The organism is Leptotrichia rugosa (assembly GCF_041200005.1).
Taxonomy (GTDB): Bacteria; Fusobacteriota; Fusobacteriia; order Fusobacteriales; family Leptotrichiaceae; genus Leptotrichia; species Leptotrichia rugosa.
In genome coordinates this window covers 1,011,355-1,036,101 of sequence record NZ_CP165644.1, presented here as the reverse complement: position 1 = coordinate 1,036,101, position 24,747 = coordinate 1,011,355, and the positions used below count along the sequence as shown (strand labels likewise).

Annotated in this window: 19 protein-coding genes, 2 pseudogenes and 1 riboswitch; of the genes and pseudogenes, 4 read left to right on the top strand and 17 right to left on the bottom strand. The window is 29.7% G+C overall.

Translation table 11 applies throughout. From position 1 onward, the window contains the following. Positions 1-15: 15 nt before the first annotated feature. From asrB to AB8B22_RS04980, 10 genes and pseudogenes are all read right to left on the bottom strand, one after another. The gene (gene asrB, locus AB8B22_RS05025; protein WP_314079698.1) at positions 16-837 is read right to left on the bottom strand and encodes an anaerobic sulfite reductase subunit AsrB; all 822 of its coding nucleotides are present in this window, start codon (positions 835-837) and stop codon (positions 16-18) included. Then, on the bottom strand, positions 837-1,868 hold the full coding sequence (gene asrA / locus AB8B22_RS05020) for an anaerobic sulfite reductase subunit AsrA (RefSeq protein ID WP_369711909.1): 1,032 nt from the start codon (positions 1,866-1,868) through the stop codon (positions 837-839). Before asrA ends, asrB begins: the two co-directional genes overlap by 1 nt. A 45-nt stretch (positions 1,869-1,913) precedes the next feature. Further along, a pseudogene (locus tag AB8B22_RS05015) lies at positions 1,914-2,675 on the bottom strand (formate/nitrite transporter family protein). Between the two features lie 138 nt (positions 2,676-2,813). Further along, complete coding sequence (gene dusA, locus AB8B22_RS05010; RefSeq protein WP_369711908.1) at positions 2,814-3,833, bottom strand: tRNA dihydrouridine(20/20a) synthase DusA; 1,020 nt, start codon at positions 3,831-3,833, stop codon at positions 2,814-2,816. 141 nt (positions 3,834-3,974) lie between these two features. Further along, positions 3,975-4,766: a M48 family metallopeptidase gene (locus AB8B22_RS05005; protein ID WP_369711907.1), complete on the bottom strand. Its 792-nt coding sequence runs from the start codon at positions 4,764-4,766 to the stop codon at positions 3,975-3,977. 209 nt (positions 4,767-4,975) lie between these two features. Further along, a complete protein-coding gene (locus AB8B22_RS05000; RefSeq protein ID WP_369711906.1) occupies positions 4,976-6,577 on the bottom strand; it encodes a peptide ABC transporter substrate-binding protein in 1,602 nt (533 codons plus the stop codon). Between the two features lie 85 nt (positions 6,578-6,662). Continuing rightward, on the bottom strand, positions 6,663-7,814 hold the full coding sequence (gene metK / locus AB8B22_RS04995) for a methionine adenosyltransferase (RefSeq protein ID WP_369711905.1): 1,152 nt from the start codon (positions 7,812-7,814) through the stop codon (positions 6,663-6,665). Between the two features lie 68 nt (positions 7,815-7,882). Then, a riboswitch (SAM riboswitch) is annotated at positions 7,883-7,979 on the bottom strand. A gap of 94 nt (positions 7,980-8,073) precedes the next feature. After that, positions 8,074-9,255 carry a tetratricopeptide repeat protein gene (locus AB8B22_RS04990; RefSeq protein ID WP_369711904.1) on the bottom strand — a complete coding sequence of 394 codons (1,182 nt, stop codon included), beginning with the start codon at positions 9,253-9,255 and terminating at the stop codon, positions 8,074-8,076. A gap of 43 nt (positions 9,256-9,298) precedes the next feature. Then, the gene (locus tag AB8B22_RS04985; protein WP_094080418.1) at positions 9,299-10,924 is read right to left on the bottom strand and encodes a phospholipase D family protein; all 1,626 of its coding nucleotides are present in this window, start codon (positions 10,922-10,924) and stop codon (positions 9,299-9,301) included. Between the two features lie 66 nt (positions 10,925-10,990). Beyond that, on the bottom strand, positions 10,991-12,292 hold the full coding sequence (locus AB8B22_RS04980) for an MATE family efflux transporter (RefSeq protein WP_369711902.1): 1,302 nt from the start codon (positions 12,290-12,292) through the stop codon (positions 10,991-10,993). 394 nt (positions 12,293-12,686) lie between these two features. On the opposite strand from AB8B22_RS04980, the gene AB8B22_RS04975 reads away from it, so the two are divergent. From AB8B22_RS04975 to secA, 4 genes are all read left to right on the top strand, one after another. Continuing rightward, on the top strand, positions 12,687-13,043 hold the full coding sequence (locus tag AB8B22_RS04975) for a hypothetical protein (RefSeq protein WP_369711900.1): 357 nt from the start codon (positions 12,687-12,689) through the stop codon (positions 13,041-13,043). A gap of 208 nt (positions 13,044-13,251) precedes the next feature. Beyond that, a complete protein-coding gene (locus AB8B22_RS04970) occupies positions 13,252-14,031 on the top strand; it encodes a TraX family protein (protein ID WP_369711899.1) in 780 nt (259 codons plus the stop codon). A gap of 232 nt (positions 14,032-14,263) precedes the next feature. Beyond that, positions 14,264-14,503, top strand: a complete 240-nt coding sequence (locus tag AB8B22_RS04965; protein ID WP_369711897.1) for a hypothetical protein — start codon at positions 14,264-14,266, stop codon at positions 14,501-14,503. 170 nt (positions 14,504-14,673) lie between these two features. Next, positions 14,674-17,352 carry a preprotein translocase subunit SecA gene (secA, locus tag AB8B22_RS04960; protein WP_369711896.1) on the top strand — a complete coding sequence of 893 codons (2,679 nt, stop codon included), beginning with the start codon at positions 14,674-14,676 and terminating at the stop codon, positions 17,350-17,352. A 99-nt stretch (positions 17,353-17,451) separates the two neighbouring features. Here the strand turns inward: secA and AB8B22_RS04955 are convergent, their stop codons facing one another. The 7 genes and pseudogenes from AB8B22_RS04955 to AB8B22_RS04925 form a co-directional block, all read right to left on the bottom strand. Beyond that, on the bottom strand, positions 17,452-17,892 hold the full coding sequence (locus tag AB8B22_RS04955) for a hypothetical protein (protein ID WP_369711895.1): 441 nt from the start codon (positions 17,890-17,892) through the stop codon (positions 17,452-17,454). A 93-nt stretch (positions 17,893-17,985) separates the two neighbouring features. Next, positions 17,986-18,726 carry an orotidine-5'-phosphate decarboxylase gene (pyrF, locus tag AB8B22_RS04950; protein WP_369711893.1) on the bottom strand — a complete coding sequence of 247 codons (741 nt, stop codon included), beginning with the start codon at positions 18,724-18,726 and terminating at the stop codon, positions 17,986-17,988. An 81-nt stretch (positions 18,727-18,807) separates the two neighbouring features. After that, positions 18,808-19,773 carry a dihydroorotate dehydrogenase gene (locus AB8B22_RS04945; RefSeq protein ID WP_369711892.1) on the bottom strand — a complete coding sequence of 322 codons (966 nt, stop codon included), beginning with the start codon at positions 19,771-19,773 and terminating at the stop codon, positions 18,808-18,810. After that, the gene (locus AB8B22_RS04940) at positions 19,763-20,599 is read right to left on the bottom strand and encodes a dihydroorotate dehydrogenase electron transfer subunit (protein ID WP_369711891.1); all 837 of its coding nucleotides are present in this window, start codon (positions 20,597-20,599) and stop codon (positions 19,763-19,765) included. The genes AB8B22_RS04945 and AB8B22_RS04940 overlap by 11 nt, the downstream gene beginning before the upstream one ends. A gap of 96 nt (positions 20,600-20,695) precedes the next feature. Beyond that, positions 20,696-21,157, bottom strand: a complete 462-nt coding sequence (pyrI, locus tag AB8B22_RS04935) for an aspartate carbamoyltransferase regulatory subunit (RefSeq protein ID WP_369711890.1) — start codon at positions 21,155-21,157, stop codon at positions 20,696-20,698. 81 nt (positions 21,158-21,238) lie between these two features. Beyond that, positions 21,239-22,164: pseudogene (gene pyrB, locus AB8B22_RS04930) on the bottom strand (aspartate carbamoyltransferase). A gap of 368 nt (positions 22,165-22,532) precedes the next feature. Then, positions 22,533-24,725: an ATP-dependent helicase gene (locus AB8B22_RS04925; protein WP_369711889.1), complete on the bottom strand. Its 2,193-nt coding sequence runs from the start codon at positions 24,723-24,725 to the stop codon at positions 22,533-22,535. Positions 24,726-24,747 lie beyond the last annotated feature (22 nt).

Genomic DNA, 24,747 nt, shown 5'->3' with positions numbered 1-24,747 from the left:
TTTCTAAAAATTTTTCTAATCCAACAATTTTTGTGCCTTGTCATACTTAAATACAGGCCCTTCTAAGCAGATGTATGTTTCATCAATTTTACAGTGCCCACATTTTCCAACCGCACACGACATTTTTCTCTCAAATGAAACCCATATTTTTTCAACTGGCACATTTAATTTCAAAATTTCAAGACAGGCAAAATGCATCATTATTGGCGGTCCCACTACAATAAACTCGGTTTCATCCATATTTTCAATTTTCAAATCTGGAATATATTTAGTTACCATTCCTTCATGAAATTCTTCTTCAGTTTTCCCTAAATCTCTTGCACTTTCAGCATTGTCCAAAGTGACTAAAATCTCAATATTTTCCCTCCAACGAGAAAACTCTTCTTCAAAAATCACGCTTTCATAATTTTTGTAACCTACAATTATTTTAAAAGACTTCATTTCTTCAGGATGTTTTGTAAAATATTCAATAATCGGACGAACTGGTGCAATTCCACTTCCTCCAACAATCATTACAATATGCTTATTTTTATATTTTTCAATTGGAAAACCATTTCCGTAAGGTCCACGCAAAAATACTTTATCTCCAGCTTTTAATTTAAAAATTTCATCTGTTACTTTCCCAACTTTTCTAATCAAAAAATCCAGATATCCTTTTTCCAAGTCAAAATTTGCAATCGAAATAGGAGCTTCTCCAACTTTAGGAAGCGACACTTGCATAAATTGTCCAGCATTCACACTACTTTCATTATATTCCACACGAAAAAGCCATTCTAAATCCGTTGTCTGCTCTACAAGCAAAACTTTATGCGCTGTTGGCAAATAAACATTTTCCATTAGATTTCACCCCTTTTTTCTTTGGAAATTCTCTTTAGTTCCGCACTTAATTTATTTATACAGTTTGAGAATGAAATGTATTCAGGGCAAGCGTCATCACATCGTCCACAACCAGTACACATTTGATAACCAAATCTCTTTTTAAAGTCAGAAATTTTATGCATAACTTTAAATCTCATTCTATCTCCATGTCTTTGCCTAAACGAATGTCCACCAGCCATATCAGTAAATCCATTTACATGGCACGAAGCCCACACTCTTCTCCGCTCACCGTTATTATCATTTTCACTGTAAAAAACATCTTGCGTCGTCGTACAAGTACAAGTTGGACAGACGAAGTTACATTTTCCACAAGCTATGCAACGGCTGTCATATTCACGCCATAAATCTAAATTTATAATATCGGAAAGTTCAATATTGTCTGGAATATCTACATGAATTTCATTGTCATCTACAAATTCCATTTCAAAATCTTTTTCTTTATTTTGTGTTTCTTCAAAAAACTCTTTCATTTCGTCGTCTTTTATATCAACAAAAATTTCATTTTCTGTAACTTTAATTCCCAAATTATATTTATCAGTTTTGTTAGTTCCCATATCCACGCAAAAACAATTTTCAAATGAATTTGGACATCCAAATACGACAAATTTAACTTTATCCCTCACTCTTTTATAATAAATATCTAAAAATTTGTTATTTAAGTAAATTTCATCCACTCTTTTTACTCCATGAAAATCACAGCTTCTTAAAAATATTAAATATTTTTTATCCTGTTCTTCTGGCATTTTACACTCGTCACCAGTAAAATAGAACATTGTTTGAGTTATAGGAAGCATTATTTCCTTTGCTGAAAAATGTGATTTTTTATCAAAGCAAATTTCTTCCACTTTATTTATTTTTGAATATCTGATAACAGGCGTATCAGAAAAAGTTCCACGATACGGTATTTCAATCGGAGCATAGATTTCATATTCTTTGCTCAATTTTGAAAGTGCTGCATTAAAATTTTTGTAATCTAAACTTATTTTCATTTTTCCTCCTGAATTAAATTTCTCTCCGTATATTAATAAAAAATTTTATTTATTTTTTTCTCTTCCAATATAGTAATATGCGAAACCGATAAATCCGCCACCAACTATATTACCTAATGTTACAAATAATAAGTTATAAGCACATCCTCCCAATGTAACTTTTGCACCGTTTAATAAATTTGCGATCGTAAAAAGCGTCATATTGGCTACACTATGTTCAAATCCGCATGTTATAAAAACGAATAAACACCAGAAAACCATTATTAATTTTGCAGTTTCCTCTTTTAATTTTATTCCAGAAAGTACGGCAAGGCAGACAAGAAAATTACATAAAATTCCTCTAAAAAATAATTGTCCCGCTGGTGCGGTCGTCTTTGCCACACCCGCTTTTACAAATGCATCAACTATTTGCGGCGTTGCAACTCCTGAAAAAACAAATAACGCTCCACCTATAATTGAACCAATAAGATTTCCAATGTATGAAAATATCCATAATTCAATCAATTCTTTTCCAGTTATTGCTCTATTTAAAAATCATGCAAAACCAACCATATTATTTCCAGTAAACAGTTCCACGCCAAGTGCAACCACCAAACTCAAGGCAACTGGAAAAGCTACTCCCATAACAATTTTAGTTGCTGGACTCTTTTCTAAAAGTCCTGAAATTACAAAAATAAGCATAATTCCAAATCCAATAAACAATCCCGCAAGTCCTGCCGACATTAAATATCTGGCTTTACTTTCTCGCAGTAGTTCAACTTTACCTTTTGCCGCATTTGAAACTTTAGATATTGTGTCTTCATGCATAAATATTCTCCTTTTAAATTATTTTTTTCACTTAATTTAATATCAACATTATAATTATTACATATATTTTTTAATTTGTAAAATACTTTTTTATATTTGTTACATTAATATTTTGGTTTTAAAAGTAGTTTCATTGTTTTAAATTTTTCTTTCGTTTTTTAATTCTTTCAATAAATTTTTTAACATAAAAGAATCAGCTTTTGGATTATTAATAGCTCTTTTCCAAAACTTGCTGCCTTTCTGTCCAAAAAATAAACCGTGAGTGTGCATTAAGAATAAATGTGGTCTTATTCCATTTAATTCTATCTTTTCGACATATTTTATCATTTTTTCAATAATTTCTTCCCTCGTAATTTTTATATTTTTACCATAATACTTTCCAAACTGTGTTAAAATCATCGGATTTTCATAAATTTGCCGCCCAATCATTACTGAATCAACATGTTCCAAGTGCTTATCAATCTCTTCAACTGTTTTAATTCCTCCATTAATTTCTACATACAAATCTGGTATTTCTTTTTTTATTTTATAAACTTCATCATATCTCAAAGGCGGAATTTCTCTGTTTTGCTTAGTATCAAGACCAGCAAGAACTGCTATTCTTGCATGAATTATAAATTTTTTAATCCCAACTTTTTTTACAATTTCAACAAAATTTTTCATATCTTCGTATGTGTCAAACACTTTTTTTGAAATCTCATCAGGCAATATCTTTGTTCCATCTATCCCAATTCTATGCTTAATCGAAACAGGTTTTGAAGTAGCTGAATTCATTGCCTCCAAGATTTTTGCCACTTTTTCTGGATACGCCATAAGACAAGCTCCCATCATATTTCCAGAAACTCTGTCTGATGGACACCCCACATTCAAATTTATTTCATCGTAATCATATTTTTCTGAAATTTTTACAGCTTTGTATGCCTCTTCAGGACTTGTCGCCGCAATTTGCAAAACAATGGGATTTTCAATTTTTTCAAATCCCAAAATGTAATCTAAATCCCCATTTATAATTGCCTGTGCCGTGATCATTTCCGTATATAACAACACGTCTTTATTTATCATTCTGACAAAATTTCTGAAGTGCCTGTCAGTTCTATCAACCATTGGAGCAATACTTATTTTATTTTTTATAATTTCTTTTTTTTTATATTTATTCATTTTTTTATAAAACTCCTTTTATTTTTTAATAATTTAAAAAATAGAGCAAAATATTTTTATTTTTAAATTTTACTCTATCTCAATTTTTTCATTTTTTATTTTATTTTATTACTATTCTATTTTTTTATTTCTTAATTTTTCTTATTTCTTATAATATTTCATAGCTTCTGGCAAAAATTTTCTCATTGCTTCAACTCTGTTTTTTCCAGATGGATGTGTCGATAAAATTTCTATATCTCTGCCACCTATTGATTCCATTCTCTCTTGAGCGGTAATGGCATCTGCTGGATTATAACCTGCCATTGCCATAAAAATCATACCATATTTATCAGCCTCATATTCTTGCGTTCTATTAAATTTTAACAGACCTATACTAAGTCCTTCTGATACAAGCGAAGTTACCAAGTTTCCAGCAAAAAGTCCTGTAACAGATGCCGCAACTCCAGCTAATGCTTGATTACTTGCACCTTCAGAGTGATGCCCTCCAATGACATGTCCTATTTCATGCCCCATTACAAACGCTATTCCAGAATCTGTATTTAACACTGGCAAAATTCCCGTATAAAAGGCAATCTTTCCACCTGGCATAGCAAAAGCATTCACTTCGTTACTTTTTATCAAGTTAAATTCCCAGTCCAAATTTTTAGCTTTACTCGATAAATTATTTTCACGTAAATACTGTTCAACCGCTGAAGATATTCTGTTTCCTATTCTTCTAAGTCTTTGCCCATCAGCCGTATTATTAGCAAGAAGTCCCTTTGCACTCGCCTGACGAATAAATTCGTTGTAAGAAGATATTGAGCTCTCTCTGACACTTTCATCGCTGACAAGGCTAAGCTGTTTTCTTCCTGTAAGTGGTGCAGTAGTACAGCTTGACAAAATTCCTAAAAGTGTTAAACCCATAAATATTTTAGAATATTTTTTTAGTTTCATAAGTTCACTCCTTTAATATTTAATATTTTTTTATATTTTACTACAAAAAATAAATTATATCAAATTTTTTCTCTTTATTTATTTTTTTCTTTCTTTTTCGATTCACAAAATATTTTATAAAAAAAGTTTCTGTAAAAATGCAATTTTTTAGTTACATTATTTAAGAAACTTTTTTATATTTAAATTATGTTGTTAAAATAAATTATAAATCATTTAATATACGCATATGTAAAATCTGTTATTCCAGTTATTTCTCTCCGAACAATCCCATGAATTTTAGGATTTGTGTAGGTATTCTCGATTGCAAAATAAATTGGTGCGATTACTGCATCATCAATTAAGATTTTTTCTGCTTCATTAATTTTCTTATCTCTTTCAGCACTTTTTGGCATTTTATAAATTTCATCAACTAACAAGTCATATTTTTGTTTTTGCCAAGAAGAAGCATTTTTGTTATCTTTTGTCTTCCATCTGTCGAAATATGTAGTGGCATCGTCATATTTTGGTGACCAAGTATTTAGAACGATGTCGTACTTTTCACTTCGTGTCATATTTAGACGCTCTTTTAACGATACAACTGTTATTTTTGTCTTTAATCCCAATTTTACTCTTAATTCTTCCTGAATATGCTGTATTTCCAATATTTCAGGATCAGAATTTCCTGCGAGTAATCCCAGTTCAAGCTCTTTCACTCCAAGTTCTTTTAATGCTTCGTCATATAATTTTTTAGCCAATTTTGAATCTTTATCATTTATGTAATTATTATCAGGATATTCTTCTCTATATTTTTTTGAATATCCAGAAATTTGATTACCAATTACTGATCTTGCGGCTATTGAACCATCGTTGTTTTTTATTTTTTTTATATTTACATCTCTGTCAATTGCCATTGAAATAGCTTGTCTTAATTTTTGATTTTTCAAAAATTTGTTATTTAAATTATAATCTAAATACCACAGTTTTCCTATTAAGAAAGAATTTAATGTTTTATCTTTTCTATATTTTTCAAGGTTATAGTTTTCAACTCTCGAAATATCGATTTCCCCATTCTCTATTAAATTATCTACAGCGTGAAAATCTGAAGAAACGATATATTTTATTTTAGGTATTTTTATATTTTTTACATTCCAATAATTTTCATTTTTTTCAAGTAATGTTTCCCCGTCGCTTAATTTTGTTATTTTGTATGGTCCATTAAACAAAAAACTGTCTAAATTTACTGCAAAAGTCTTTTCGTGAGCCTTATAAAATTCTTCTTTTATAGGTGCTGTTATTGGAAGTGTTAAAATATATTTAAAGTAAGCTACTGGATGTTCAAATTCTATTTCAAGATTGTTGTCATCTATTGCTTTAACACCTAATTCATTAACATTTGCTTTTCCATTATAATATTTTTCTGCATTTTTTATTGGAAAAAGCATCTCTGAAAATCTTGCAGCTGTCTTTGGATTTAAAACTCTTCTAAATGCAAATACAAAATCATTTGCAGTAATTTTAGAACCGTCACTCCATTTGGCATTTTTTCTAATTTTAAAAGTCATCTTATTATTATTTTCTGTAAAGCTTTCAGCAACTCCACCAATATAATTTCCTTTTTTATCAAGACGCAAAAGTCCTTCATAAATAGAACTGTCAACTTGAGCAGAAATCATTTCCGTAAATAAATGTGGATCTAATGTATTGTAATTAATTCCTAAATTAAATACCACAGGATCATCATTTTTTTCTTTGCTTTTAAAAAAAACATTTTTTATTCCTATTCCTAAAATCAAAATAATTATAACGAAAAATAAAATCTTAAATTTTTTCACAATTCCTCCTTAAAATATATTAAATGGTTTTGTACTTTTTCATTAATTTAATATGCTAATTTTACATAATTTATTTTACCATTTTTTATTTTAATGCTTCTTTTATTTCTTTAACTTTATCAAGTTTTTCCCAAGGCAAGTCAATATCTGTTCGCCCAATATGTCCAAATGCCGCTAAATCTTGGTATCTAAACGATGGTTTTCTAAGGCTAAGAGATTTTTCAATACCTCTAGGTGTTAAATCAAAAATTTTAGAAATTGCTTCTTCAATTTTTTCTTCGTCAACAGTTCCAGTCCCAAATGTTTCAACTCTTATTGACACCGGCTCAACAACTCCAATCGCATAAGACAGCTGAACTTCACATTTAGTTGCAAATCCTGCCGCAACGATATTTTTAGCAATCCATCTTGCCGCATAGGCAGCCGATCTGTCAACTTTTGATGGATCTTTTCCAGAAAATGCTCCTCCACCGTGTCTAAAATATCCACCATAAGTGTCAATTATAATTTTTCTTCCAGTTAGCCCAGAATCCCCGTGAGGCCCTCCAATTACAAATCTTCCAGTCGGATTTATGTGAAATTTTCTAACTTCGTCAATTTTTAAATCATATTTTTCAAGTACAGGTTTTATCACTTTTTCTTTTAAATCTTCTTCAATTTGTTTTTGCGTAACTTCTTCGTTGTGTTGAACTGATAATACAATTGTATCTACTCCTAAAACTTTACCATTTTCATCATAAGCAAGCGTAACTTGAGCCTTAGCATCAGGTCTAGCCCAAGAAAGCTCTTTACTTCTAGTAAGTTTTGTCAATTTTTGAATAATTCCACGAGATAGAACAAGCGCAAGCGGCATAAGCTCTTCAGTTTCGTTTACCGCACCACCGAACATAATTCCTTGATCTCCAGCTCCACCTGTGTCAACTCCCATTGAAATATCTGGCGATTGAGAATGGATAGTATTTAACACACCACAGTCAGCGTCAAATCCCATTCCAGGTCTATATCCAATTTCAGTTATTTTTTCTCGTACAATTTTTTGTACATCTACATAAGTTTTAGTCGTAATTTCTCCACCTATAACAACTAGTCCAGTTGTTGCAAACGCTTCACAAGCAACTCTTGAATTTTCATCATCTTTTAAACAAGCATCCAAAATTGAATCAGAAATTTGGTCACAAATTTTATCTGGATGCCCCGGTGATACAAATTCTGATGTAAAATAAACTTTTTTTTCCATTTTTTCCTCCTAAATTTCATTTCAAATATTTAAAAAAAAATCTCTTCCTGCTAGGAAGAGAATTGTAATTCTTATCTTCGCATTCAATGCCAGGATTTAGCACCTTGTAAATACAGGTTGCTGGATACTCAAAACGTATGTCCCTAATATCTCTCTTGATAAGTTATTTAATTTGATTATTATACGGCTAGTATACAACATTTTTTTAAATGTCAATATTTTTTATTTGCTATATTCTTTTGCTTTACTGTTCATAATTTCATCTATATTTACTTCTTTTTTCATTATTATGTTTTTCGTTTGTATCTTTCTTTTCCTCTATTTTTTTCTCCTCTTCAGCTTTACCTTTACTTTTAACACTGTTCAAAGTACTTTCAGTAAGACTTTTTGAATTTTGATTTCCTAAAAAAGTTGTAGAGTTTCTAGATTTTCCTTCTTCACCTTTAGTTGTAGAACTGTTTTCACCTGAAGAATTTGGTCTTTCGAGTCTTTCAAGTGTCGCTTTTGCATTTTTATCTCCGTTTTGTGCAGCAATTTTATACCATTTTACCGCTTCAGCTGTATCTTTTTGGTTATGATACGACATTGCAATAGGCATGGCAAGTGATTTATTTCCCGCTTTATATGCTTTTAGTAAATATGGTCTAGCTTCTTCTTGTTTTCCACTGTCATAAAGCATTGCTCCCACTTCAAAATTTGCTTCTTTTACACCACGATTAGCTGCTTTTTGAAACCATTTTACAGATTCATCTGTATTTTTTTGTTCTTTATTAATAAGCGCTATACGGATATCCGCTTCTTTTATTCCGGCATTGTAGGCTTTTTCAAAATATTTTTTGGCTTCATCATATTTTTTGGCTCTTACCAAATCTACCGCTCTATTATATTCTTCAGCTCCTGGACGCATTCTAAGCTGTCTAATCATGACAGGTCCTCTACCGCTTACAACTCTTCCCCCTTGTCTTCTCACAACTCTTTCAGTTCTTGGAAGTTGTGCCATAAGTTTATTAGCTTGTTCTGTATTTCCTTCCTGTTTTAAAATTACTGCCAAATTATAAATTGCTTCAGGGTAACCTTTATCAACTCCATACTGCAAAATTTGTTTTACTTTGTTATTATCTTTTAAATTGTAATAAAGTTGTGCCAATGACATAATTGATTCTTTATCTCCATTTTGCGCTTTTGTCAACGCTTCTGAAACTTTTGCTGGATCAATTTGATTGTCAATCAATTTTTGTTGTTCTTCAGGAGTCAGATTTTGGATATTTGGATTTCCTTGTGCTTGTTTCGCGCCTAAATTGAAAATATCTGTATTTATTGGTTTATTTGAAATCTGTGTCTGTGCCGACTTATTGTTTTTTGCTTTCTTTTTACAAGATACTGTCATTGTTCCCAGTGCTAATATAATTAGCAAAAATGTCATTTTTTTTCTCATTTTCATAGTTTTTTCCTCTCTTTTAAAATTATTTATATTTTTTATTATTTTAAAACGAACCTAATTGCGCCGCATCTAATATTTTGTACATAAAGTCTTGACTTGCTTTCGTCGTTGGCTCATCATCAAAATTTATTGTAAACAGTCCATCTCTATTTTCCCACAATCTGTCAAAATAGTTGTAGACATCTTTTGTCAGCTTAGAATCTTTATTTGTCAAAACTCTTAAATTGGCATCCATTATGTAGCCACGAATATTTTTTTTAATATAATTCGCAGAACCTGTATGTATTATAACATTTCCATCTGTTTTTTTCATTAGCATTATCTTTGTATGAAATTGTTCATTGTTTGTAAAATACCATTTTATCTCGATTTTATTCTTTGTTTTTTTCTTTAATTTTTTTGAAACAGGTTTATTTGGAAGTCCATTTGTACTCATTCCAAAAGCATCCCTGCTTCTGTCAAAAATAATTCTCACTTTGACTCCACGGTTAGCCGCTTTAATAAGTTTATCTATAACTGGTCTGTCCGCCAAAAAGTACATTCCCATAAGAACTTCGTCCCCAGCTTTTAAACTGTCAATATCTTTGTCTAAATTTTCACCAATCTTAGCTTCTGACTCAAATTGAACTTTGTAACTATTATTTGGATCATCATTTTGCAAAACATCTTCATTTTTTGTAAGTTCTCCCGTTTCGTAAAATTCTTTCGTTCCTTTATCTACAAAATTTCCTTTATTCTTCTCAATTTGTTCAACTTGTTTTTGCAAATCTGATTTTAAACTTTCATCTTCTTTAAATTTAATTTTTGATGCTTGAAAATTTTTTATATTAACAGGTTTTTTAGCTTCACTTTCACTTGAGACATCTATATTTCCACCTGAAAATTTTGCAACCAGCTGTAAATCTCTTAAAATGTCTTTAGTAATTTCTCCATCAGCAGAAATTGCCACATTTTCATGAAAATAACTAGGATCGTGAATATTTGCACTCGCAATTACAACTTTATCTTCATTCAAAAAAATCTTTCTGTGGTCAGCTTTTACATTTAAAGCACGAAATAAATTTCTAAGCGTAAGTTTTGGCCACATCGGTCCATAAAAATTAGTAATCCATCCTTTTCCCTGTGGGTTCCCAAAAGGTTTTATCACACTTCGCCAAATGGGCGAATACCATGGAAAAGTGTCTTTTAACTTGTAAATATCCACATCTATAACATCAATTCCAGCATTTTTCATTTCTGTGATAAGCGGATGCTCAAATGCTCCATACAAATCATTATTTTCGTCCGATAATATATATACTTTTAAATTTGGATTTTCCATTTTCTTTTTCACAAGCCTTCTCGTGTATTCTTTTGCAAATTCAGGAAATTTATCCACATCTTTGTTATAAATATCGTTAAATAAAAACATTTCGATTACCAAATAATCTTTTGCATTATCGACAACTTCGTAAGTCGCATCCCAAATCTTTCTATCATATTTAATATTTCCATCTTTGTCCAAATATGTTAAATCATAGTGAAAGTCGACATTTTTACTATCTCTAACCGGACTTTCATAGTCGACTCCCTCAGGTGGCGTCTTTATTGTAGAACAAGACACAAGAAAAAATAAAACTCCTATTGTAAAACTTCTTTTTATTATATTCTTTTTTATATTTTCTTTCATATTTTTTTCTCCCTAACTTACCAGATTATTAATCCATTTTTTACTTTTTAATCTTTTAATACAATACTAAATTTTTATGACTTCGTCGCTGCATGAAAGTAAATAAACTATATAAATTGGCCACCCTAGCTGAAGTCCTGTAAAATATGTGATTGGAATTGCAACACACCAAAGCGGAATTAAATCCATAAATATCGTCCAAATCACATCTCCCCCAGCTCTTAAAATTCCAACTAAAAGCTGCAGACTCAAAGATTTTACAACAATTATAAAAACTTCTGATTTTACAATTTGCTTTGTCAATGGGTAAATGCTTTTGGAAATTCCCATCAGCGACAAAATTAACGGACTGAATAAAAGCACAAAAAGTCCGACTAAAAGTCCACAAAAAAATGACACTCTCAATAAAATCATAGAATAGTTGTAGGCATTTTCTTCATTCCCCGCACCAATTTCATTTCCAATAATCGCTGAAGTTGCGCTTGAAAGTCCAAAAAATAATGTTAAAACTAAGCTGCTTATTGCTTTTACCGTCTGAATCGAAGCCGCATAATTTGTTCCCATTCGTCCAAAAATTACGATGTAGACACTTGACCCCAAAATCCAAAGTATTTCATGCAAAAATACTGGAAGCGAAATTTTCATAACTTTTACAAAAAAATGTAGCGATAAATCAAATAGTTCACTTATTTTCCCCGCAATTGGCAACTTCAATTTATAAATTATAAAAATTATATAAAAGGTGCTTATGATTCTTGCAATGACAGTCGCAATTGCAGCCCCTCTAACTCCTAACGCAGGAAAACCAAAATATCCAAATATTAACACAGTATTAAACATTAAGTTTACGACTAGTCCAATGACGCTTGAATAAAACGAATATTTTGTCTTTCCAATCGCACGAAGCTGCATATTAAACGCAAGTCCAACTCCCATAAGTGGATAAACCCAAGCGACTATTTTCATATATGCTGCTCCAACTTTTATAACATTTGCATCTTTTGTAAATATCGAAATTATAACTTCTGGAATAAAAATTCCTGCAAAGAAAAAAATTAACGAAAACACAAATCCAACAATTATTGTAATTCCAAGGCATCGCTTCAAATTTTTATAATCTTTGTTCCCAAAATACTGAGCCGCTAAAATTCCGCCACCGCTGTTCATTCCAAAAAGCGAGGTCACGAAAATCATAAATATTTGATTGGCAAATCCTGTTCCAGCAACTGCAATTGTTCCAAGTCCAAGAGCTACATTATTTTTTCCAACCATAAATATGTCGATAAAATTCATAAGGCTGTAAATCATATTTTCTATTGCAACTGGAAGTCCTACAGAAAAGACTTTTTTATAAACTGTTTTTTTCATTCTTCTCCTTTTTTAATAATTATATTTACAATTTTTTTATTTATAAAAATTATACAAGATTAATATTACCATTATTTTATGATTTTTTCAATCTTTAAAAAATAAAAAATAATAAAGTAAAATTTTTTTTTGATATAATTTTATAGATTTGCTATAATATAAATTAAGTATATTATGTTTTATAAAAAAATAATAAATAAATAAAATTATTTATTAAATTATAAATTAAATAATAAATAAAATAAAAATAAATAAATAAAATTAAAAATAAAAATAAAAAAAGAAAGAGAAAAGAAAAATTATGAATAAAAAAATATTGTATTACTTGTTATGAGTATTATCTTCATGATGACTTATTTATGTTGTGATGGATTATAAAAAAATTTATAAATTTTTGTATAAATTTAAAAAAGTGATAGCATTTTTTGGATATCCAGAAATGCCTGAAATTAATAAAATTTCAAATTTTTTGTATGCAAATTTTGTTTTAAAGGATAAAAATGTAGATAGGGAAAAAAATAAAAAAGAGTTTAGAAAAGCTGTAAAATTTGTTCAAAATAAAGGTTATAGCTGTGATTTTTTTATGATTGGGAGTTATGAAAACTCGTTTTTGGAGAAAAATTTGAATAAAATGAAGGTTTTTAAGTACAAGAGCAAGATGTATAGGGTTTTTTATGAGAAAATTTGTAATTGTGAAAATAATGAAGAAACTAAGGATGAGGATTGGGAATTTTTGCTTTGGAATTTGTAATCTGGATTTTATAATCAAGTGCAACACCTAAATATATTAAAATAATGTGCTTATTTTTTCAAATATAAAAATTTTATATTTATTAGTTCAATTTTTAAAAATATTTTATTTATTTTTAATAATAAAGATTATTTTATATAAAATATTATAAATTTATCTGATAAAAGTGTTATAATTTTTTACAAAAATAATATTTTAGGAGGATTTTATGAAAAAATTAAATACAAATCAGTTGAAATATATTGCTTTATTTTTTATGTTTTTAGACTCAGTATTTTTTGTATTTTCAGGATTTTTACCATCTTGGATTCATTTAATCACAAGATTTGTGGCACCATTATTTGCATTTTTTACAGTGGAAGGCTTTTATCATACAAGAAACCGTAAAAAATATATGGCAAGATTGTGGATAGCCGCTATTTTGATGCAATTTGGAAATGTAATTTCATTTATTACACTAGGAGAAAGATATCAAATAGTAGATAATATTTTTTTAAGTCTTGCGATTGGATTTACAATAATTTATTTCTTGCAAAAAGGGAGAAGTAGTAAAAAAGTAATTTATAATATTTTAGGAATTTTTCTTTTTATTTTGGGATTGGTATTTTCTTTTGTTCCGATTGTGATCAGAAATTATATCATGGGGCTTGAAGGTGGAATACAGACTTTGTTTACAATGATTAGTTTTTGGGCATTTTATGGAAATAGAAAAAAGCAGGTAATAACATTTTTAATTTTGAATATGTTATATATTCCATTATTTACGCCACCGTTAAATCCTGCTAAATACCCTAATTCAAGAGCATGGTTTGACAGTTTTTGCTATAACAGCGACGGTTTAACATTTTTATTTTTACCATTCATATTTTTGTACAATGGAAAAAAAGGAAGCAAAGCACCAATTCACAAATGGTTTTTCTATATTTTTTACCCTTTACAATTTTGGATTTTGAATATTCTTGCATTCTTTTTGAAAATAAGAAGTTAAAGTTAAGTTACAATAATTTTTATTTATTTAGCTTTCTATTTTTCCTATTTTTTTTATTGATATAATTTAACATATTTGATATAATAACTTTATGCAATAACTTTATTTTTCAAGGGAATTATTCCCTTCTAAAAAATTATCGAAAAATGAACACAATACATATTAAAATTTTATAAGGAAATGACAAGATGAATAAAAAAATATAGTTTTAGTTGTTATGAGTATTATCTTCATGATGACTTATTCGAGTCTTTTGGGAACGCCAAAATTCACAAGTAAACTTAATAACTTTGTAAACGACAATAATTTGTCGCATAAAGATATTGATGATATTGCGAATGAAATTAGCAAAATAAATAGTGATAAAAACGATGTCTTTGCTAAAGAACTTAAAAAAATTGGAAAAAGAAAAAAATTGAAAGCAATTCACGAAATGAATTTCACGTTATTACAAAAATTAATGAAAATATAGATTTTTTCGACGATATAATAAGAAATAAAAACTTATTCCAAAATGACAGATTTTTTGAAAAAAGAAAAGAGAATAACTTGCGAATAAGAGAATAAAAATTTTCGATTTTAATTACAAAAAATTTTAATTAAATTAAATAAATTTAAATCGAAAGGAAAAAGAAGAATAAAATGTTAAAAAAACTTGGAGAAAAAATATTTGGAACTTCAGATGAAAGAGAAATAAAAAAAATGAGAAAAGTAGTGGAGAAAATTAATGAAATTGAACCACTATTTGAAAAAATGACAGATGAACAATTGCAGCACAAAACTGTGGAATTTAAAGAAAGAATTTCAAAATCAGAAACTTTAGATGATATTTTAATAGAAGCGTTTGCTACTGTAAGAGAAGCGTCTAAAAGAATAATAGGAATGCGTCACTACGATGTCCAAATCATAGGTGGTATGATTTTGCATAAGGGAAGTATTGCGGAAATGAAAACTGGAGAAGGTAAAACACTTATGTCGACACTTCCTATTTACTTAAATGCACTAACTGGAAAAGGGGTGCATGTCGTGACCGTAAACGACTATTTAGCCAAAAGGGATAGAGATATCATGGCTGAGTTATTTGAATTTTTGGGATTGAGATCTGATTTTATCGGTGGAAATATTACTCAAGAACGGAGAAAAATCGCTTACCAAGCGGATATAACTTACGGAACAAACAGTGAGTTTGGATTTGACTACTTAAGGGATAACATGGTTGGTTCACTTGAAGAAAAAGTTCAAAGAGGACATAACTTTGTAATTGTCGACGAGGTGGATTCGATTTTGATTGATGAAGCGAGAACTCCGTTAATTATATCTGGAGCGGCGGAAGAGACGACAGAGTGGTACAACACTTTTGCGGAAGTTGCTAAAAGATTGAAAAGAAGTTACAAAACTGAAGAAATAAAAGATAAAAAAAACACTGTAATTCCTGACGAAGATTGGGAAGATTATGAAGTTGATGAAAAATCACATACTGTTACAATTACAGACAAAGGGATTAAAAACGTTGAGAGAATTTTGAAAATTGATAACCTTTATTCACCTGAATATGTTGAACTTACACACTTTTTAACACAGGCATTAAAAGCGAAAGAACTGTTTAAAATTGATAGAGATTACATCATCAACGATGATGGAGAAGTTATAATAGTTGACGAATTTACTGGAAGACTTATGGAAGGTAGAAGATATTCGGATGGGCTTCACCAAGCGATTGAAGCCAAAGAACATTTGGAAGTTGCGGGAGAAAATCAGACTCTAGCTTCAATCACACTGCAAAATTATTTTAGGATGTACGAAAAATTGTCAGGAATGACGGGGACAGCCAAAACAGAAGAAGAAGAATTTAAACAAATTTATAACTTAAAAGTTATAGTTGTTCCTACAAACAAACCTGTTATAAGAAAAGATTTGCCAGATGTTATCTATATGAATAAAAATGCGAAATATCGAGCAATAGCAAGAAAAATTGAAGAATTATATGAAAAAGGACAGCCAGTCTTAGTCGGAACTGCATCTATCCAGCACTCGGAAGAAGTTTCGGCACTACTTAAAAAAGCAAGAATTCCGCATGAAATATTAAATGCAAAACATCACGAAAGAGAAGCGGAAATTGTATCTCAAGCTGGAAGATTTAAAACTGTAACAATTGCGACAAATATGGCAGGGAGGGGAACCGACATAAAACTTGGTGGAGATCCTGAATCTTTTGCTTCTAAAGTTGCTATAAAAGGAACGCCTGAATATGAGGATATCTATCAAACCTATATGAAAGAGTGCGCTGAGAATAGAGAAAAAGTTCTAAAAGCTGGAGGACTTTTCATTTTAGGGACCGAAAGACATGAATCTCGACGTATTGACAATCAGTTGAGAGGTCGTGCTGGTCGTCAGGGAGATCCCGGAGCATCAGAATTTTATTTGTCATTAGACGATGACTTGATGAGACTTTTTGGTGGAGACAAATTAAAATCTATGATGAAAATATTAAAAATCGATGAAGATGAGGACATTCGTCATAAACAAATTACAAAATCGGTTGAAAATGCACAAAGAAGAATTGAAAGCCGAAACTTTTCATCAAGAAAAAGTCTTATTGAATATGACGATGTAAATAACACTCAAAGGGAAGCTGTTTATGAGCAAAGAGATGCCATTTTAAAAAATGAGAATTTAAGAGAATTGATTGAAGGAATGATTTCAGAAACTGTTGACGTTGTTGTAGGCAATGCATTCGCAGGAGAATCTGAAGAAAAAGATTTGAATTTGTTAGAAGACAAATTAAACGAAATATTTGGTTACCAAATTGATCTTAATGGAATCGAAGGAAAATCGGCAGAAGAAGTTTCAAATTTAATTTATGACGATTTGATAAAAATTTATGATGAAAAAGAAAAAGCGGTTGGAGATGAAGTATTTAGAAAAATAGAACGTTACATAATGCTAGAAGTGCTGGATTCAAAATGGAGACAACACTTAAAAGATTTGACTGAATTAAGAGAGGGAATAAGACTTCGTTCTTACGGTCAAAGAAATCCAATTCATGACTACAAAATTGTTGGGTACGATATCTATAATGAAATGATTGATGCGATTAAAAGGGAAACAAGCTCGTTTATCTTGAAATTAAAAGTTCGAGGGGAAGAAGACACAAATAACTTAACTCACGAAGAAGTTTCAAATGTAAAATATGAGCATACTGACGATAAAATCATAATTGGCGATGACTATCAGCAAGAAGTTATTCCAGAAAAACTTGAACAACCTCAAAGACCACTTTCAAGACGAGAAAGACGAGAAAGAGAAAGAAGAAATATATAATTAAAATAAAAAACTATCTTAAAGACTAGATAATTTTAAGATAGTTTTTTTTATAAAAAAATCCCTTGAATAATCAAATATTACAAGAGATTTCTTTTTTTATCTTCCTTCCAATCTGTCTAACATACGAGTTAGATTTGATAATTCCAAATCCAATTTTTCATCCAGAGTCAGCTTCTTAGCTTTTTCTTTTTTTGTTTTAACTTGATTTTTCTGAGTTTTATTTGTTCTCTTTGTTTTAGTTTCTGTTATTTTTGTATTTGTATTTGCATCTGTATTTTCTGAAGTCGTTTCTTTTTCTTCATCTCCAGCTGCAGGAGTTAAAACTGTGGTTTCATCTGTTCCATCATTTATTGTATTTTGAATTTTTTCTGAAGTTGCAGCTGTATTTGCAGTTTCATCATTTGAATTTGGATATGCATTTATTAAATGTACATCTTTTGGCACATCAGACTGATTAACATTCTCAACATTACTTACTGCATATGACAATTGACATAAAAAAAGTGCTACTATTATCATTATTGCTTTTTTTCTCATAATCTTCTCCTTAAATTTCTATTTTAGTTATTATAATCCAATTTTATTTGAATTCAATTTATTTTAACTTTTTTATCTCTTTTTTTATAAAATTTATAAAGCTTGGGAAATTTCTTCTAAAATCAATTTAGCACTTTCCACAGGATTTTCAGCTTTGGTAATCGGTCTTCCAACGACTAAAAAATCTACATTATTTTTAATCGCATCAAATGGTGTCATTATTCTGTTTTGGTCATCATCACTTTTTCCTTGCGCATTTAATGTAAATGCTGGTCTTACTCCAGGACAGACAGTTACAAAGTTTTGTCCCAACTTTTCTTTAATTTTCTTCGACTCCAAAGGAGAGCAGACAATCCCGTGCATTCCATTATTTTTTGCAATTGTCGCCAAATTTAGAACCATTTCTTCGACATTTAAGCTACTTTTGAACATTTCAGAAATGTCATCGCCAGATAAATTTGTCAAAACTGTCACACCGATTAAAAGGCTTTTTGAATCACTTTCTTTCACTAAATTTGAAACTTCTCTCATAGTTTTGCTTCCATTTGAGCAATGAATGTTAAACATGAAAACATTTTTTTGAATAGCATTTTTACATGCCATCTTTACTGTATTTGTAATGTCATGAAATTTTAAATCTAAAAATACTTTTTTCCCTTTTTCGTGCAAATAATCAACCAATTTCCCATCTGTGCTCAAATAACTCTCAAGCCCAACTTTGTACATTGAAATATTATCTCCAAGTTGTTCCACCAATTTTTTTGCATCTTCTAAATTGTCAAAGTCCAACGCTACAAATATTTTTTCTTTAGCTTTTTCATTTATTTTATTCAAAATTTTTCTCCTTTTTTATTTTATTTAATTATTTTTAAAAGTCCATAAAGCTCTATTAATTGAAATAATTTTAATTTTGATTTATTTAATTTCCAGTCTTTTTCTATAAGAAACTCCATCATCAGGATGAGAAAATCCAATAATCTCTGAAATATTCGATAAATTTTTCTTTCCACAATATTCCAAAAGTCCTTTTTTTACTTCAAGAGCTACTAAAGGATTTCCAAAAAAAGCCGTTCCTATTGAAACTGCCGATGCTCCCGCCAAAAAGAACTCAATCGCATCTTTCGCACAGCTTATTCCACCCATTCCTAAAATCGGAATTGACACCGCTTGTGAAACTTGATGTATCATTCTTAATGCAATTGGCTTAACCGCAGGACCCGACATTCCACCGTAAGTGTTTCCCAAAATTGCTTTTCCAGTATTTGTGTCAATTGCCATTCCAAGCAAAGTATTTATCATCGAAATTGCGTCTGCTCCTTCACTTTCTACAATTTTTGCAATTTCCACAATATTTGTCACATTTGGTGACAATTTTACCATTAACGGCTTATTTGCGACTTTTCTCACTTCTCTTGTGACAAGTCTTGCCATCTCAGGATTCGCTCCAAAAGCCATTCCTCCATCTTTTACATTTGGACATGAAATATTCAATTCCAAAATTTTTATTTCTTCAAGTTTATCAAGTCTTTTTGTAAGTTCCACATATTGCTCAACTGTACTTCCGTTGATATTTGCGACCACTGGCACATTTAAATGCTCTTTTATTTCTTTTAGCGTATTTTTCTCAAAATAGTCAATTCCAGGATTTTCAAGACCCACACTATTTAGCATTCCCGCTGGCGTTTCTGCAATTCTTGAGCCAGAATTCCCATCTCTTTTCTCCAAAGTTAAGCCTTTTATTACAATTGCTCCCAATTCATTTGGATCGAAATAATCCATATATTCTGTTCCAAAAGCAAAACAGCCGCTTCCTGTAAAAATTGGATTATTTAATTTTACTCCCAGAAAATTTGTTGAAAGTTTATTTGTTTTACTTTCCATTTAATTTACCTCCATTTTTTACATTTTCAGATTTTTTTCCAAAAATTTTGCTGTAAAAAACAGGACCATTTTTACAAACTTTTTTCATTCCTTCTTCACTTGGAATAGAACATCCCACACAAGCTCCGACTCCACAAGCCATTCTTTCTTCCATCGAAACTTGCGAAGTTAAATTATTTTCATTTGACAATTCAGAAATTAATTCTAATACCTTGTGTGGTCCACAAGAATAAATAATATCAATTTTTTCATCAATTGAAATTTCTTTTTTTAATAACTCAATAACATTCGCTTTTTCTCCAAGGCTTCCATCGTCGCTGCAAACTTTAAGAGAAATTCTTTTATCTGAAAAATCAAAACTGTCAAGCATCTCCAAAGTTTTTTTATCTCGACCTCCAGCGATAAAGACAATCTTTTTATTTTCTTTATTTTTCAATAATTCTTTTAACAGCTGTTTTAACGGCGCAAGTCCAATTCCACCGCCAACAATCACTATTTTTGATGATTTTTTTATTAATTCAAAACCATTTCCAAGCGGGCCTTGAATGTTTATGACATCTCCTTTTGCATAACTTGCCAACTCTTTCGTCCCTTCTCCCAAAACTTTGTACAAAAACTCTATTTCTCCAGTTTGAGAATTTACACTGTGCAAACTTATTGGCCGTCTTAAAATCATGATTTCATTTTTTAACTTTAACATATAAAACTGTCCAGCGACAGGAGTGCTTTTTTTATTTGGAACATTTTCAGACTTTACTCTCATCAAAAAATTATCTCCGCCAACAGCTTTATTTTCCAAAATTTCCACATTCTCTAAAAATTCCATTTTTTTATTTTTTTCACAATTATCTTGCATTTTAAAATTTTCTCTCCATTTCAAATTTTTGTTAAAAATTTTTATTTTATTATTTTTTCAAAAAATTTATTTAGTTTTTAAATGAATTTCATCTTCTGAAATTATTTTTTCGCAATAAAAACACTTGTATTTATTTTCTTCTTTTAATCTTACAAATTTTGTCTTAATATTTTCGTGATTTGAAATACATTTTGGATTGTCGCATCTCACAAGTTCCTCAACTTCATCCAGTCTTTCTAATTTCGTTTTTTCCACAACTTCATAATCTTCAATAATATTTATTGTAGCATCTGGCGCAATAAGCGAAATATTATTAAGCTCATTTTCCTGCAAAATTTTATCTTCAATTTTTATAATCCCTTTTTTCACAAGCGAACTGCTTGGCATATTTGTAGCAACTGTAATTCTTTGCGAATAATTTTTTAACTTTAGAATTTCCACAATCAAAAAAACCTTTTTCGACGGAATATGGTCAATTACAATTCCGTCTTTTATAGCTCCAATTAATAATTCTTTTCCTTTACTCATTCTATTTACCTTTCGTTTAAAAATCAAATAATAAATTATTATTTTTATTATAATAAATTTTATAAAAAATAAAATAAATTATTATACCATTTTTTCTTTTTCTAAAACTTTTAACATCATTGCTTGTCTAATAGGAATTCCGTTTTTAGCCTGTTTAAAATATAGCGCATGTTTTGTCGAATCTAAATCTGTCGAAATTTCATCAACTCTTGGAAGCGGATGCAGAATAACCATATCTTCTTTACATTTTCCTATAATATTTTTTTTATTTATAATGTAAACTCCCTTTAATTTCTCATATTCATCAACATCGAGAAATCTCTCTTTTTGAATTCGAGTCATATAAAAGACATCAATTTTATCAAGACAATCTCTGAAATCAGATAAAATTTCATATTTTATGTTATTTTTACGCAAATTTTCCAGCAAATAATCCGGCATCTGCAAAATTTGCGGTGCCACAAAATAAACTGTTGGATTAAAGTGAGTTAGCGCTCTCATAAGTGAATGAACTGTTCTTCCATATTTTAAATCTCCAACAAACGCAATTGATAAATTTTCGAGCGTCCCTTTTTCTTCCAAAATTGTGTATAAATCTAATAAAGTTTGGCTTGGATGTTGATTTGAACCATCCCCTGCGTTTATGACAGGTTTTATTGAAGCAACTGAAGCAAGTCTTGCCGCTCCGTCAAATGGGTGTCTTACAACAATCACATCAGAATAGCTTTCCACCATTTTTATTGTATCCAAAAATGATTCGCCTTTTTTTAGCGAAGAATATTCCGCTGGTGGCAACTGCAAAACATTTGCTCCCAATCTATAAGCTGCCGACTCAAAAGACATCTTTGTCCGTGTGCTCGGTTCAAAAAAAAGAGTGGAAACAATTTTGCCACTTAAAATTTTTAATTTTTCTTCTTCTGGAGTATTTTCAATTTTTTTGCTAACCTTAAAATTTCCATTATCTCTTCTTTTGCCATATCATTCATTGAAATAATATCTTTTTTCATCTTTTTCTCCTATTTTTTATTTTTATCCCAAGAATTTTTACTGATTAAATAATAACATATTTTTTGGGTAATTCAATAAATCTAAAAAAAATCTATAATTTTTTTCTTTATATTTATTCAATTTTTTATCGAGAGCTTTAAAATTAAATTTACATTTTTTTCATTATCTTATATCTACTTACTTTTTAAATTTTAATATTAATTTATTTTAATTTCATTATTTCAAAAATTATCTTTTTAAATTATAAAAAATGGTTATTTAATAATAAAGAGTAGAATTTTTTTCTACTCTTCAATTCTAACTACAATTTTAAGTTTCATTAATTTTAAGTTTCATTTTAATTAAATTATTTTAATTTGTTAAATTTTTAATTTTCCAAAATTTTATCGGCAAGTATCAACGCAATTTTTTTCTCTCCAACTTTAAATTCCACAGTCATACTTTTTGTATCAACTTTTTTTATTTTTCCCGAACCAAATTTTTTGTGAATCACAGTTTGTCCCACTTTATATTTTGAATTTTCAGTTTTTTCAACTTTTCTTAGCTCAACTTTTCTACCAAATCCACCTTTTGAAAATGGATTAAAGTTTTCAATTGTTGGAACACTTTTGGCTACGGAAGATCTTTTTAAAGTTCCAAATCTTCCACCAACATATTCTAAGTTATCCTGTTTCATCTCATACAAAAATCTTGAAGGTTTTCTAAAGTTGTCATCTCTTCCCCAAATTTTTCTTGTCGAAGCGTAAGAAATAAACAGTTCTTTTTTAGCACGAGTAATTGCCACATAGCAAAGTCTTCGCTCTTCTTCAATTTCTTCTTCTGGCGTATCAAATGAAATTGAGGGAAATAGTCCTTCTTCCATTCCCGCTAAAAATACATAGTCAAATTCCAATCCTTTTGAGCTGTGAATTGTCATAAGTTTTACATAATTTTCATCTTCTTCAATGTTGTCCGATGATGAAGTTAATGAAATCATATCAAGATATTCAGTTAATGAAATATCTGGATTTTGTTTTTCTGCTTCAATTATACTATTCAAAAGTTCTTCTATATTTTTTATTCTATCTTCTTTATTATCTTCAAGGCTATCAATATAGCTTGTCTTTGACAAAACTTGTTCAAAGATCTCTTTTATTGATAAATTTTCAAGGTTTGAATGAATACTTTCCATCATATTGTAAAAACTTTTTAATGTTGGCTTTACAGTTGCTCTAATTGAAATTTCATCAACATATTTCAGTGCATCCAACATTGATACATTTTTTTCGATCGCAAATTCTGAAATTTTTTGGAGTGTCTTTTCTCCAACTGCTCTTTTTGGAACATTTATAATTCTTGCAAAATTATGATTGTCATTTCTGTTGTTTAACAAACTTAAATATGCCAAAATATCTTTTATTTCCTTCCTTTGAAAAAACTGCATTCCACCATAAATTTTATATGGTACATTAGCTGCCAGCAATTTTTCTTCCAATATTCGAGATTGTGCATTTGTACGATAAAGTATCGTCATATTTTTATAAGAAGCTCCATTTTTAACTTTTTTTCTTATTTCCGACACGATATAATTTGCTTCATCAAAAATATCTGTGGCGTTGTAAACTTTAATTTTTTCTCCTTCACTAGAATTTGTCCAAAGATTTTTTCCCTTCGAGCTTTTATTGTTTTTAATAAGTTCATTTGCTGTATCAAGTATCTTTTTAGTTGAACGGTAATTCTGCTCCAATTTTACGGTAAACGCATCTTTGTAATCTCGCTCAAAATTCAGTATATTGTTAATATTTGCTCCACGAAAAGCGTAAATACTCTGGTCTTCATCTCCCACGACGCAAATATTTTTATATTTTTCTGCAATCAAATTGATTATCTCGTATTGAATATCATTTGTATCTTGATATTCATCCACCATAATGTACTTATATCTCTCTTGTATTCGTTCAAGAATAAATTTATCATCCAATAATTTTCTTGCATTCACAAGCAAATCCGAAAAGTCCATCGCATTATTTTTTTTCAAAGTTTCATTATAACTTTGATAAATTTGTGCAAAAATTTTATTTGCTGGAATTTTCAAGTCAACTTGCTGCCCTAATTCGTTCACACCAATTCCCTGTTCCTTCAATTTACTAATTCTATTTGCCAAAACTCCAGGTTTTGAACTGTCATTGTCTCCAATGTTCATTTCTTTTTTTATTTTTGTAATAATGGATTTTTGGTCGTCCACATCATAAATATTAAAATTTCTGTCATATCCAATTCTATCAGCATACATTTTTAAAAGTCTTACAGAAAAAGCGTGAAATGTTGATACTACCAAGTTTTGTGCTTCACTTCCAATAAGTTCTTCAGCTCTTTCCTTCATCTCTCTTGCAGCCTTATTAGTAAAAGTTAACGCAAGTATGTTAAGTGGTGAAATTCCTTTTTCTTTTATCATATGTGCCATTCTGTAAGTGACTGTTCTCGTTTTCCCGCTTCCAGCTCCAGCTAAAATTAACACAGGCCCTTCAACTTTTTCCGCCGCTTTTCTCTGTTCTTCATTCAATTTATCTAAAATACTCAATTTTCTTCTCCTTTTTTATTTT